The following is a 13,113-nucleotide window of genomic DNA, read 5'->3' as shown; positions in this document are numbered from 1 at the left end:
AGAAATCCTCCCTTGCAGCGCTCATTCTCCGGCGAAGCTCTGCAGGCTTGCCCGCAGCTTCTCGAGGGTTTGGGTGAAATCGCTGCGCTTCTTCTCTTCCTTCTCAATCACCTCCCGGGGCGCTCTGGCGATGAAATCGCGATTCATCAGTTTCTGGGTCAGACCGACGACCTGGGCTTCCAGCCGCGTGATCTCCTTCTCCAGCCGTTTTTTCTCCACCGCTACATCGATCAGATCGGCCAGGGGGACGAGAATCTCCACCCCCTGGACCACGGCACTCGCGGTGGCAGCCGGCCGCGATTGATTGTAGCGGATGTCGCGAACGCGAGCGAGCTTGTGCAGATAGGTTTCGTTGCGGGCGATCAGGTCCAGAGCGGCCGGATCGGTGCTGTTGAGGATAAGATCGGCCTCCCTGGCCGGCGGGATGTTCATCTCGCCGCGAATGTTGCGGACCGCGCCAATCACCTGTTGCAGCAGGGCCATCTCCGCTTCCACCCTGCTGTCGAGGCGGTCGGGATCGGTTTGGGGATAGGGCTGCAGCATGATGGAGCGCACAGCGGCGGGCTGCTGATAAATTTCGGGCAGATTCTGCCAGATCTCCTCGGTGATAAAGGGCATGAAGGGATGCAACAGGCGCACACTGTTCTCAAGAAGATACGTGGCCAACGAGCGGGCAACCCGCCGCCCTTCGGGATCGGCCGCATCATAGAGGCGTTTCTTGATCAGCTCGACGTACCAGTCGCAGTATTCGCCCCAGATGAAATCATAAACCGCCCGGGTGGCATCGTTGAACCGGAATTCCTGCAGCGCTTTGTCCACCTCCGCCAGTGCCTGGTGGAAGCGGCTGAGGATCCAGCGGTCGGCCAGTTCGAGCCGTTCCTCTGCAATCGCTTCGATGGGCAGCAGGGCTTCTCCCTCCTCCAGATTCATCAGCACAAAGCGGGCGGCGTTCCAGAGTTTGTTGGAGAATTTCTGCCCCATCTCGACCAAGGTATGATCGAAGCGGACATCGCCGCCGAGCGGTGTCAGATAGACCATAGTCAAGCGGATGGCATCGGCGCCGTAAGCGGGCACACCGTTCTTGTAGGTAGCGTTGGACTTGCCGAACGCGCCGATCTCGTCAACGCTGGCGCCGCGGATGAGCCAGAGCGGATCGGGCGAGTTGCCCAGGGATTTGGACATCTTGCGGCCGTCGAGATCGCGGATCATGCCGTTGAAATAGACCTCCCGGAAGGGAACATCGCCCATGAACTCGAGGGAGGCCATGATCATCCGCGCCACCCAGAAAAAGATGATATCCGGCCCCGTCACCAGGGTGTCGGTCGGGAAGAATTTTTCGAGATCCGCTGTCCGGGCCGGCCAACCCAGCGTGCTGAAAGGCCAGAGCCAAGAGCTGAACCAGGTGTCGAGCACATCCTCGTCTTGCCGTAGTGCGGCACTGCCGCATTCGGGACAGACCGTCGGGGTTTCCCGGCGCACCAGGGTATGGCCCTTTTCGCAGTACCAGACCGGCACACGGTGCCCCCACCAGATCTGCCGGCTGATGCACCAGTCGCGGATATTGGTCATCCAGTGGAAATAGGTCTCCTCCCAGTGGCGGGGATAGAATCGGACGCGGCCGTCGCGCACCGCCTCCAGGGCGGGGGCGGCAAGGGGCGCCATGCGGACGTACCACTGCTCCGACAGATAGGGTTCGATCACATCTCCCGAACGGTAGCAGTGCGGCACCGGGATGATTTTTTGGGTCTCGCCGCGCAGCAAGCCCTGCTGCTGCAAATCCTCAAGGATCTGTTTGCGCGCCATGAAACGGTCGAGTCCCGCGTAGGCTCCCGCATGGGTGTTCATCTTGCCATCCGGACCGATGACCGCCACCAGCTCCAGGCCGTGGCGCTGGCCGACCTCGAAGTCGTTGAAATCATGTGCGGGGGTGATCTTGACTGCGCCGCTGCCAAAGGCGGGATCGGCATGTTCGTCGGCGATGATCGGGATGGCCCGGCCGACCAGGGGCAGAACCACCCTATTGCCGATGCGTTGCTGATAGCGCTCATCGGCGGGATTAACGGCGACGGCGGTATCGCCCAGCATCGTCTCGGGCCGGGTGGTGGCGACGATGATCTCGCCGCTTCCGTCCTCCAGCGGATAGGCGATATTCCAGAGTTTGCCCTCCTCGTCGATCGAATTGACCTCCTCGTCGGCCAATGCGGTATGGCAGCTGGGGCACCAGTTGATCAGACGGTTGCCTTTGTAGATCAATCCCTTTTCGTAGAGGCTGACGAAGACCTCGCGCACCGCCGCGCTCAGCCCCTCATCCATAGTGAAGGACTCGCGCTCCCAATCGCAGGCGGCGCCGAGCTTGCGCAACTGCTGAAAGATGATGCCGCCGAATTTTTCGCGCCATTCCCAGACCCGCTCGAGAAATTTCTCCCGGCCGAGGGTATGGCGGCTCTCGCCCTCCTGGCGCAGGGCGGCTTCCACCTTGTTCTGGGTGGCGATACCGGCATGATCGGTGCCGGGCATCCACAAGGTCTCGTACCCCTGCATCTTCTTCCAGCGGATGAGCAGATCCTGGATGGTGTTGTTGAGGATATGCCCCATGGTCAGCATGCCGGTCACGTTGGGCGGCGGGATCATGATGGTATAGGTCGGTTTGGTGGAAGCGGCATCGGCATGAAAGAGATGGTGCTCCTCCCACCAGGCATACCAACGGTCCTCAACCAGGGTGGGGTCGTACACTTTATCGAGTTCGCGAGGGCTCATCGAGACCACAGTACCTTTCTTTAGCTTTGCAGGGCGAGACTGAATGCGGTGGTGAGTTTCAGCACATCCTGGTTGGTCCGTTCGAGATGGACCACCAGGGTTTTGGCGATATTGAGCAGCACCTTGTAGCCGAGTGCGGTATCCGATTCGCAGAGCCGGGTGAAGGCGTCGTGGTGGAGGACGCCGACGCGGCATTCGGCAACGGCCTGGACGGTGGCGGTGCGGAGGCTGTCGGCTTTGAGCAGGGCCATCTCGCCAAAATAGGGCGCCTGATCGGCGCGCAGGGCCACCAGCGATTTCTCACGGGCATCCAGACCCCCATGCCCCAGATTGAGGGTGAGGTTCTTGCGCACCTCGACCCGGCCATCCAGGAGCAAATATAGCGCATCGCCGATTTCGCCCTCCCGAATGATCGACTCTCCAGCGGCAACCCGTTGTTCGCCGACGATAGCGAGGATTTTATCGACCTGTTCCGCCGTGAGGCCGTCGAAAATGGGAAAAGGGGCCAATTCCTGACGCGTGATCGCCATGCTTTCCTCCTTCACAGACGCTCGAGTACGATGGCGATATCCTGTGCACCGACCAGATATTCCGGTCCGGGCGAAAGGTTGATATCAAGCCGTGCGGCCTTGCTCAACCCCTTGCCGGCATGGGCCAACTTTTCCCGGATGAACCGATCCACCGCCGAATAGTCATCCGAGAGGATATCGTCGAGCTTGAATCCCTCCTCCTCACGCAAGAAGCCGATGAGGACAGCATGCTCCTCCGAGAGGAAATGGGCGCTGGCGGCGGCGAAGCTTTTGCCAACCAGAGAATTGGGCATTTTACGCCGGGCGAACCGGACACCCGCGCTGCCGGTGAAAAGCCGGTCGATCATCTCCGGGACCCCCGGAGAAGTGACATGGGCGCCGAGCAGATAACCGCTGTAGCGATCGCTCACCACGATGCGGTCGGCATTGGCGCGGCGAAGGTGGGCCTCATTCTGGCTGTCAAGGATATGCGCGATCACCTTGACCCGGGGCTCAATCGCCTTGACCGAGAGGGTGGTCAGGATGGTGTGCTCGTCCGATTTCGGACGTTGCGGTGCGGATTCATCCGGGATGATCAGGGCGGCATAGGCCGTCCCGATGGAGGCGCGGTGCAGGACCTCCTCATCGGTGCAGTCGCCGCTGACGAATTTGATGTGCAGATCCGGGTAGCGGCCGATAATGGCCTCAGCCTGGTCCGGGTCGAGCTGGCTGATGAGGACCAGCGCCCGGTTTTCGCGGATCATTCCTTCACGGATGGAGCCGATGATCTCGTAACCGGCTGGATTCCAGCCCAGCAAGGCAATATGATTTTTCAGGTTCACTTTCTTAAGGCCCTTGCCCTCTTTGAGGCGGTTGGTGAGGACCCTGGTGGAAACCGCCGCGGTGAAAAGCGACAGCACCCCCATGCCGGAAAGCATCACGAAGGCGCCAAGAACGCGGCCGAGGCCGCTCTGCGGAACAATATCGCCATAGCCGACGGTGGTCATGGTGACAATAGCCCACCACATAGCCGAGGTCACACGCGCAAACTGCGGATTGCTGCCGCGCTCGAGATAGGAGACCGCGACGGCGGCAATAAAGACCAGGAGAAGGACGGCTGCAAGCGTCTTGATCAATTCATCATGCCGGATCCGATACTGCAGGCGCCGCAGCAAGGGCAATACCCTCCCGCGAAGCTGTAAATATCGAAATAATTTGACCATAACTAAAAATATAGTCAATTACCTGTAAATAGTCAACGGTTTTATCGGCAGGGGCGGGACGGGCGAGGAATTGCCAGGCCGGGGAGGATCAGTCGAAGAGGCTGAACTGGAGATCGGGGCGGCTCGAACCGGAGCGCTTGCTCACCTCGCGGATGCGCTCCTCGAGTGCCATGATAATCTGCATCTGGTCGCCGCTGAGCAGCTTGCAGCCGGTGTTCCGTTCGATCTCGAGGAGGGTGTCATCGAGATTGAAGGAAAAGGACTCGAGTTCGTCGAGGTCGTCGTACTGGTCCCAGTAGGCAGCCCAATTGGTGCGATAGGATTTGGTCATAGCCGGTTCCTTGCCTTAATTCAATCCTGGCGCTCCCTCAGGCCGCCGCAGAGGCCGGGCCCGGCGGGAGGGGCTGGCAGGTGCTTCCCAGCGGCAGTGCGAAATCACTCTCGATCTGGAAGCCAAAGCGCAGGCGCACCAGGGCCAGGGCGGCGTGAAGCAGGGAGAGCCATGCATGGAGGTTGCGCCGCCAGAGCCGGTAATCGGCGCTGTCGAGCACGCCCTCGAGATAGCGGCCGTAAATATCGTCATCCACTGCGGCGCGCAGGGTTTCTAGTTTTTCCCGGACCGCGGGTTCGTGTGTGGCGAGAAACTCCATCACCTCGGCGGCGGTGATATGATGCTGTTCCTCGAGCTGGGCGAACCATTTGCCGGCGCGCCGGCTGGCCGCGCTCATGACCAGAGCGGGATCCGGGATGGCCGGGCGCACCCGCGCGGACAGCTGGATATGCGGGGTGTGAATCAGTGTCTGCATAATTATTCCGCCTTTTAGTGATATCGGCGCAGTAGGCCTTTGACTTTGCCGATGATGCGAAAACCAGGATCATCGGCGGGGATATAGATCGGCTGCATCGTCTGGTTTTCCGGCTGCAGCCGCACGCGGTCCTTCTCCCGGTACAAGCGCTTGACCGTAGCCTCATCGTCGAGAAGAGCGATGATAATATCGCCGTTTCGGCAGCTCTGGGTCATTTGCACCACCAGGAGGTCGCCGTCGCGGATGTCTGCGTCAATCATGCTGTGACCGCGGACCTTGAGGAGGAAAATGTCTTCCTTGCCGACCCATTCGGAATCGAGATAGAGATCACCCTCGCGTTCCTCAAGGGCCAGTTCGGGCATGCCGGCGACCACCTCACCGATGATCGGGCAGGCGCGCGCGCGTTGGCTGTAGCCCTCAGGCTGCTCTTCGCCGATGATGTGATAGGAGCGGGATTTGCCGCTTTCATGCCGACTGAGCGCGCCCTTCTCCTGTAAGGTTATTAGGATCTTGTGGATCCCCGCGGCCGAGACCTGGCCTAAAAGTTCCGCTAGCTCGCGCACTGTGGGCGGATAGCCCTTCTCCTGCTGGAAGTTCCGGATGGCGTCCAGGACCTGGCGCTGTTTGGGTGTCAAGGAATCGTGCATGGGTGAACTCTTATTCACTTTGAACGAACATTTGTACACATTAATATAGTAAATCTTCGTTCTTTTGTCAAGTCTTTTTTCAGTTTAAAACAAATGTTCACTTTTCAGCGGAAACGCCCCCTCGGCCCTGCAGGATAAAGAAAAAGATTGTTCCTGTCGGAGAATTTTGCTACACTATACCCCGAAACTAAAGTGGTACTTGAGCAGGAGCCCCATGTCCGAAACCCTGGAAAACCGCTTCGCGCCGATCCGCGAGCAGATCATCGGCGGTAATCAGACCTTCACGACGCCCTACGGGGAGCAACGGATCGTTTATGCCGACTGGACCGCGAGCGGACGTCTGTATGCCCCGATCGAAGAGGCCCTGAGCCAACGTTTCGGCCCCTTTGTCGGCAACACCCACTCGGAGGCGAGTGTGACCGGCAGCAGCATGACGCGGGCCTACCACCTGGCGCACGAGATCATCAAGCGCCACGTCCACGCCGGTCCTGACGATGTAATCATCACAACCGGATCGGGAATGACGGCAGCGGTGAATAAATGGCAGCGGATTCTCGGCTTGCGCGTGCCGGAACAGCTGGCCGATCATCTCTATCTGCCCGACGAGGAGCGGCCGGTGGTCTTTCTCACCCACATGGAGCATCACTCCAACCAGACCTCCTGGCTCGAAACCATCGCCGACGTCGAGGTGATCGAACCCGACGACCGAGGTCTGGTCGATCTCGACAACCTGCGGCGGCTGCTCCGTATCTATCGCGACCGGCCGATGAAGATCGGCACCTTCACCGCCTGCTCGAATGTCACCGGCATCTGCACCCCCTATCATGCCCTGGCCCGGATCATGCACGAAAACGGCGGCTTTTGTTTCGTCGATTTCGCCGCCTCAGCGCCTTACGTCTCCATCGATATGCACCCCCAGGATCCCCTGGAGCGGCTCGATGCCATCTATTTTTCGCCGCACAAATTTCTCGGCGGACCAGGCAGCGCCGGAGTCCTCATCTTCGCTTCCAGTCTGTACACCCTGCGCGTCCCCGACCAACCCGGCGGGGGCACGGTAAACTGGACCAATCCCTGGGGCGAGCACCGTTTCATCAACAACATCGAGGCCCGGGAGGATGGCGGCACCCCCGGCTTTCTACAGGCCATTCGCGCCGCCCTGAGCATCGAGCTCAAGGAACACATGGGAGTGCCGGATATGCTGGCACGCGAAGAGGAATTGAAGCGCCGCCTCTTCGCCGGTCTGCGCGCACTGCCGGAGCTGCACCTGCTCGCCGATCATATCGAGGATCGCCTCGGTATTTTTTCCTTCTACTCCGACCGGATCCATTACAACCTTTTTGTCAAGCTGCTCAATGACCACTTCGGGATCCAGGTTCGCGGCGGCTGCTCCTGCGCCGGCACCTACGGCCATTATCTCCTGCACGTCGATCCCAACCGCTCGCACCAGATCGCCGAGCACATTGACCGTGGCGATCTTTCCGACAAACCGGGTTGGGTCCGCCTCTCCATCCATCCCACCATGACCAACGCGGAGGTCGACTTCATCCTGGAAGGCCTCGGGGAGACCATCCGGCACGCTGCGGCGTGGGGGAAAGAGTACCGCTACGCGCCGGCGACGAACGAATTTCACTGCCTCCGCGCCGGATGCGACAGTACGCCGGATATCGCCTCCTGGTTTTCTTTGCGCAGCTGAATGGGCCTTCCGGTCAACCCGCTGCGGGAGAGGCCACTCTAGCACGACCCATCCGGCCCGCCCCATCCCGCGATTCGTTAACCCTTTGTTCACAGGAAGTCCATGTCCACCGCATTCCATGCCAAATTTTTCGCTCATGCCTTGTCGCAGCACTATCACGGCGACCTCCTCGGCAAGATCTCCCACTCCCTCTTTGATGCACGGGTCGACCTCAATCCCCACCAGCTCGAAGCCGCTCTCTTCGCCTTGCGCTCTCCCCTCAGCAAGGGAGTGATCCTGGCCGACGAAGTGGGGCTCGGTAAAACGATCGAGGCGGGGCTGGTGCTCTGCCAGTACTGGGCCGAGCGCCGCCGTCGACTGCTGATCATCGCGCCCGCCGCATTGCGGGTGCAATGGAGCCTGGAATTGACCGAAAAATTTCATCTTCCCAACCAGCTGATCGACGCCCGCACTCTGCGCCAGGTTCAACGTGAGGGACGGGCCAACCCCTTCGATCAGCCCCAGGTCGTCATCACCTCCATCCACTTCGCCAGCCGCCATGGAGCACTCCTGCGGACGGTTCCCTGGGACCTGGTCGTCATCGATGAGGCCCACAAGCTCCGCAATGTGTACCAGCAGGGCAACAAGATGGCGCAGGAGATCAACTGGGCCCTCGAAGGCCGGCAAAAATTATTGCTCACCGCCACGCCATTGCAGAACTCGCTGCAGGAGCTCTACGGCCTGGCCACCCTCATCGATCCCCACATTTTTGGCGACCTCGGGGCGTTCCGCGCCCGTTTCGAAGGGCCCCGGCCGGACCATGACGAGCTGCGCAAGCGTCTCGCTTCCTTTTGCAAGCGCACGCTGCGCAGCCAGGTTTCCGAGTACATCCAGTATACCGAGCGCCGCGCCATCACCCTCCCCTTCACCCCGAGCGATGCGGAGCAGCAGTTTTACGAGGCCATCTCCGAATACCTCGCCCGTGAGGATACCCTGGCGGTCCCGGTGCGGCAGCGCCATCTGCTCAGTCTGATCCTGCGCAAACTGCTCGCCTCCTCCGCTTACGCAATCCGCTTCACCCTGACGACCATGCGCAACCGCTTGCTGCTTTTACAGCGCGGCCAGCAGCCCGAAGGGAACTTTATCGACGGTCTGATTGCGGGGGAGGAGGTCGAGAGCGATTATCTGGAGGACTCCGATTTAGCAGAAAGCGAGGGAGAGGCAGAAGGCGAGGTCGATCCGGTGCAGCTGGAGCAAGAGATCCGCCTGCTCGACGGTTTCATCCAGGCGGCCGGAGCGATCGTGCTCGAGTCCAAGGCAGAGCGCCTTGAACAGGCTCTCGAGACGGGTTTCGCGGAAATGAGAAGGATGGGTGCCCCCGAAAAGGCGTTGATCTTCACCGAATCGCGCCGCACCCAGGAGTACATTGACCGGCACCTGCGCCGGATCGGCTATGAGGGCCAGATCGTCCTTTTCAACGGCACCAACGCCGACCCCGAGTCGGCCGCCATCTATCAGGAGTGGATCGGTCGCAACGCCGGTTCCGGCCGCAGCAGTGGTTCGCGTCCGGCTGACATCCGCACCGCGCTGGTCGACCACTTCCGCGATCGCGGCCGAATCATGATCGCCACCGAGGCGGCCGCCGAGGGGCTCAACCTGCAATTCTGCAGTCTGGTGATCAACTACGATTTGCCATGGAATCCGCAACGCATTGAACAGCGCATCGGCCGCTGCCACCGTTATGGCCAGAAGTACGATGTAGTGGTGATCAATTTTCTCAACACCCAGAACCAGGCGGACCAGCGGGTCTATGAGCTCCTCGAACACAAGTTCGCCCTCTTCAACGGCCTCTTTGGCGCCTCCGACGAGATCCTTGGGCAGATCGAATCGGGGGTCGATTTCGAGGCACGCATCCTCGATCTGTATCAGCGCTGCCGCAGCCGCGAAGAGATCGATGCGGCCTTCGCCGCCCTGCAGCAGGAGATGGAAGAGAGCATCACCCACCGGCTCGACAAGACCCGCCGTCTTCTCCTCGAACACTTCGACCAGGATGTTCAGGCACGGCTGCGCATGCGCCTCGATGCCGCCCGCCAGCAGCTCAATCGTATCGGCCTTTTCTTCTGGGAGCTGACCCGGTATCAGCTCGCCGACCAGGCGCAGTTCGACGAGGCCGCGCTGCACTTCGATCTGGTGCGGTCCCCCTTGCCGCAGATACCGCCGGGGCGCTATACCCTGGTCTCGCGTAGCCGCCAGCCCGTGATTGATGAAGCCCTCTACCGCCTCTCCCACCCTCTCGGTGAGTACGTCATTGCTGCCGGCCAGCGCCATGCGACGCCCACCGCCCACCTCTTTTTTGACATCAGCCACCACCCGAGCCGCATCTCAATGATCGAAAACCTCAAAGGCCGCAGCGGCTGGCTCACGCTCCATTGGCTGCGGATCGATGCCCTCGATCGCGAGGATCATCTGATCTTCGCTGCCTTTGACGATCAGGGTCGGCATCTCGACAGCGAACTCTGTGAGCATCTGTTTTACTGCCAAGGGGCGGTGCGTCCGGTTCAACCCCCACCGGAGGCGACGCTGAAAAAACTGGCTCGGGAGAGCGAAAAACAGATCAAAGCCCTGACCCAGCGCTCCCTGGACTGGAACAATGCGCTTTTTTATGAGGAGTGCGACCGGCTCGATACCTGGTCCGAGGAGGCCGCCGGGGCGGTGGAGAACGAGCTGAATGCCGTGAAAAAGGAGATCCGGCAGCTCAGCCGCCTCTCGCGGCGGAGCACCATGGCGGTCGAGCAGCATCAGATCCATCGCCAGCTGCAGGAACTGGAACAGAAAAAACGCCGGTTGCGGCAGAGGATCTTCCAGGTCGAGGACGAGATCGGCGCCCGGCGCGACGCCCTGATCGCCATGCTCGAACAACGCGTGGCGCAAAAAAGCGAGGTCAAGGAACTCTTCACCCTCCGCTGGAGCGTGATCTAGGAGCGGGGGCAAAAAAAAACCGGGCGTTTCGCGCCCGGTCGCAGAAGCAGCATCGGCTACTCCTCGAAATCCTCGCCATGGACATGTCCGTGTTCGAGTTCCGCCGGAGTTGCCGGTCGGACGCCGATCAGTTCCACATCGAAGTGCAGGGTCTTCCCGGCGAGAGGATGGTTGAAATCGAGGGTGATCTGGTCGCCGTCGATTTTGCTGATGAAACAGGATAGCTGCTCGTCCTCATCCTCTTCATCATTCTCATCCACTTCCGCCAGCAGCTCGGCGCCAATCTCCAGTTCGATGTCATCGGGCAGCTCGTTGCGCTGGACGACCTGAATGTCCTCAGGATCGTAATCGCCATAGGCCTCATCCGGCCGGAGGACGACTTTCTTCTTGCTCTTCATCGGCATCGTGAGAATCTCGTCTTCCAGCTTGGCGAGGATTTGCTCGGCGCCGGAGATGAATTCCAGGGGATCTTCATCATAGGTGGTATCCAGCAGATTCCCGTCGCTATCGGTGAGCGTGTAATGAACCGTGACAACCTGATCGTTCGGTATAGGCACAATAACCTCCGTGGTCTCGATGATGTGGCAACGCCAATTAATTGACTACATTATACATAAAAAAAAGGAATAACCAAAGCAAAAAACAGCCGGTCCAGGGCAAGCCCTGCTCCGGCTGAATGGACTCAACCTGCACCACCCCCACCACCTCCCGCTCCGCCCCCTCCTCCAGCGCTCGCGCCACCGCCGATGCCGCCGGAAGAACTCATCGTCGTTGTCATCGCAGCAAACGCCTGGGCGAAGGCGACCGGCGCGGCTGCTCCAGGACCGCCGGCTGAGTATACGAACCAGGGGATGTAATGGGCGCTCTGATCAACGGGGATCACCTCAGCCAGCGCCCGATAGTGCCTCGGCCCCGCACCTAAAGCCGATGCGTAGACCATGTAGCGGTCGATGTTGCCAAGCAGGGAGGCGCGCTCCGACTGCTCAAAACGGCCGCGGCGGAGATAGCGGGAGAGCGCTTTCCAGCGCCGGAACTGCACCTCCCCCTCCTCTGTGCGATGCCGGATGGCGACCGCCCCGATGAGCAGGATAAAAAAGAGGCCCGCAGCGGCCCCCGGCCAGGGTGCGTACCAGATCAGCAGCAGCAAACTCACCAGGATGCCCACGCCAAAAACGAGCATCGCGCGGTACATACCGTGCTCGCTCCGCTTGTCATAATAGCCGCGACTCTCGGCCATTTTACTAACGGATTTTTGCCAGCCCCGGAAAAAACTCGCCATCTTGTGAGCCTGCTTGCCAATGTCGTGCATGCGCAGCCGCGGTTCGCCCCCGGACAACTCCCGGAAGAGAAAATCGAGCAAATCGGACTCGTATACCATCAACTCCTGCCGGCGCTGCCGCAAAACCTCGGTCTGCAACTCGAGCAGATAGTCCTGCTTCGCCCCGAAGAATCGGTTGCGCTTTTCCGGCTCTACAGCCGAAATCCGCAGGAAACCGCGCCGCGCCAGATCGTATAGAGTCGCCTGCAAGGCGCCACCAGTGACCATCTGCATCGTCAGCAGATAGCTAACCAGAGCGGGCGGCGTTTCATCCGGAATATCCGGACTCTGGGCCGGGATGTATTCATGCACCGCCGGACGCTTGCCGTAGAGGCGGTAAAAATACCACCAGGCCGCAACACCGATCACGGCCAGAAAGCCCGCATAATAGACGCCCTGGCGGCTGCGTTCGTGCCGCATCGCCTGTTTTTCCTTTTCAGCGCTGCGTAGGCGGTTGGCCTCCGCCGCCCAGCGTTCTTCCTCATCCAGGATGCCGGGGCGGACCGTACCGTCCGCAACCGCCATGCCCGCGAACCACGCCGGCGGATAAAGCGCGCGTACCTCCAGATAGGTCCGCGCCGGCAGCTCCGCACAAAGGGCTGTTATCCGCCCGGAGGGCTGAATGGCCGATCGGGCCCAGAGCGGTCCATGCAGCCAGTGCAGTACCTTCCCTTCCTCTCCCTCCTGCGGTGGATGCAGGATCAGGGTCACATCGCTCTGCTTATGGCTCCAGTCGGTTCCAATGAACTGGTAATATAAAACCGCCGCATCTTCATGGCGAGCCACCGCACCCATCACGCGATAACGAAAGACAAAGGTTCGTTTTTCATTGCGGGCACTGAAATACCAGCGCACCTCCAAGGCCTGTTTCTCTTCGCGGACTGCGAAGCAGCCCGGATCCTTTGCCGGTTTCTCGATGAAGGCCTGACCGCCCTCGAAGACGGCAAAATCGCCGTAATGCACACCCTCGCGCAGCGGCAGCGAACGGTAGGCATAATGGAACGACCCGGTGAAATCGTAGGTCCGCCGCTCTTCCACGGTCAGCCCGCCGGCATCATCCAGCCAAGCCTCGATCTCAACCGGACCGATGCGGTAGGATTGAGCCGCGCGCACCGGTCCGGCCAGAGCCAGGATCAGGAGCAGCAGCCGCAGGAGATCCGGATGGCGCGGCATCAGAAGGTTCATCAGTTCCTCCGGATATA

Annotated in this window: 10 protein-coding genes; 2 read left to right on the top strand and 8 right to left on the bottom strand. The window is 60.5% G+C overall.

Translation table 11 applies throughout. The annotated features are described in order from the left end of the window. Window positions 1–21: 21 nt before the first annotated feature. The 6 genes from PLH32_13855 to lexA all read right to left on the bottom strand — a co-directional run bounded on the left by PLH32_13855 (window position 22) and on the right by lexA (window position 5,942). Window positions 22–2,757 (bottom strand): valine--tRNA ligase, encoded by a 2,736-nt coding sequence (locus tag PLH32_13855; GenBank protein ID HQJ65692.1) that lies wholly within the window; start codon window positions 2,755–2,757, stop codon window positions 22–24. Window positions 2,758–2,777: 20 nt separating this feature from the next. Further along, the gene (locus PLH32_13850; protein ID HQJ65691.1) at window positions 2,778–3,287 is read right to left on the bottom strand and encodes a cyclic nucleotide-binding domain-containing protein; all 510 of its coding nucleotides are present in this window, start codon (window positions 3,285–3,287) and stop codon (window positions 2,778–2,780) included. A gap of 11 nt (window positions 3,288–3,298) precedes the next feature. Beyond that, window positions 3,299–4,441, bottom strand: a complete 1,143-nt coding sequence (locus tag PLH32_13845) for an ion channel (GenBank protein ID HQJ65690.1) — start codon at window positions 4,439–4,441, stop codon at window positions 3,299–3,301. A 136-nt stretch (window positions 4,442–4,577) separates the two neighbouring features. Then, the gene (locus PLH32_13840) at window positions 4,578–4,820 is read right to left on the bottom strand and encodes a hypothetical protein (protein ID HQJ65689.1); all 243 of its coding nucleotides are present in this window, start codon (window positions 4,818–4,820) and stop codon (window positions 4,578–4,580) included. Between the two features lie 37 nt (window positions 4,821–4,857). After that, window positions 4,858–5,295: a hypothetical protein gene (locus PLH32_13835; protein HQJ65688.1), complete on the bottom strand. Its 438-nt coding sequence runs from the start codon at window positions 5,293–5,295 to the stop codon at window positions 4,858–4,860. 14 nt (window positions 5,296–5,309) lie between these two features. Beyond that, window positions 5,310–5,942, bottom strand: a complete 633-nt coding sequence (gene lexA, locus PLH32_13830) for a transcriptional repressor LexA (protein HQJ65687.1) — start codon at window positions 5,940–5,942, stop codon at window positions 5,310–5,312. Between the two features lie 214 nt (window positions 5,943–6,156). On the opposite strand from lexA, the gene PLH32_13825 reads away from it, so the two are divergent. Then, window positions 6,157–7,635: an aminotransferase class V-fold PLP-dependent enzyme gene (locus PLH32_13825; protein ID HQJ65686.1), complete on the top strand. Its 1,479-nt coding sequence runs from the start codon at window positions 6,157–6,159 to the stop codon at window positions 7,633–7,635. A 102-nt stretch (window positions 7,636–7,737) separates the two neighbouring features. Beyond that, the gene (locus tag PLH32_13820; protein ID HQJ65685.1) at window positions 7,738–10,593 is read left to right on the top strand and encodes an SNF2-related protein; all 2,856 of its coding nucleotides are present in this window, start codon (window positions 7,738–7,740) and stop codon (window positions 10,591–10,593) included. A gap of 56 nt (window positions 10,594–10,649) precedes the next feature. On the opposite strand, the gene PLH32_13815 is transcribed toward PLH32_13820, so the two are convergent. Beyond that, a complete protein-coding gene (locus PLH32_13815; protein HQJ65684.1) occupies window positions 10,650–11,150 on the bottom strand; it encodes a peptidylprolyl isomerase in 501 nt (166 codons plus the stop codon). Window positions 11,151–11,275: 125 nt separating this feature from the next. Further along, window positions 11,276–13,096: a DUF2207 domain-containing protein gene (locus tag PLH32_13810; protein HQJ65683.1), complete on the bottom strand. Its 1,821-nt coding sequence runs from the start codon at window positions 13,094–13,096 to the stop codon at window positions 11,276–11,278. Window positions 13,097–13,113: the final 17 nt, after the last annotated feature.

Source organism: bacterium (genome assembly GCA_035419245.1).
In the GTDB taxonomy this organism is placed as follows: domain Bacteria; phylum Zhuqueibacterota; class Zhuqueibacteria; order Residuimicrobiales; family Residuimicrobiaceae; genus JAKPUX01.
This window is presented reverse-complemented; position numbering and strand designations above follow the sequence as displayed.

What these genes read in the sequence shown, in the direction of transcription:
- PLH32_13855 (HQJ65692.1), bottom strand. Translation starts at nt 2,757, where the DNA reads ATGAGCCCTCGCGAACTCGATAAAGTGTACGACCCCACCCTGGTTGAG.
- PLH32_13850 (HQJ65691.1), bottom strand. Translation starts at nt 3,287, where the DNA reads ATGGCGATCACGCGTCAGGAATTGGCCCCTTTTCCCATTTTCGACGGC.
- PLH32_13810 (HQJ65683.1), bottom strand. Translation starts at nt 13,096, where the DNA reads ATGAACCTTCTGATGCCGCGCCATCCGGATCTCCTGCGGCTGCTGCTC.
- PLH32_13820 (HQJ65685.1), top strand. Translation starts at nt 7,738, where the DNA reads ATGTCCACCGCATTCCATGCCAAATTTTTCGCTCATGCCTTGTCGCAG.
- lexA (HQJ65687.1), bottom strand. Translation starts at nt 5,942, where the DNA reads ATGCACGATTCCTTGACACCCAAACAGCGCCAGGTCCTGGACGCCATC.
- PLH32_13835 (HQJ65688.1), bottom strand. Translation starts at nt 5,295, where the DNA reads ATGCAGACACTGATTCACACCCCGCATATCCAGCTGTCCGCGCGGGTG.
- PLH32_13825 (HQJ65686.1), top strand. Translation starts at nt 6,157, where the DNA reads ATGTCCGAAACCCTGGAAAACCGCTTCGCGCCGATCCGCGAGCAGATC.
- PLH32_13840 (HQJ65689.1), bottom strand. Translation starts at nt 4,820, where the DNA reads ATGACCAAATCCTATCGCACCAATTGGGCTGCCTACTGGGACCAGTAC.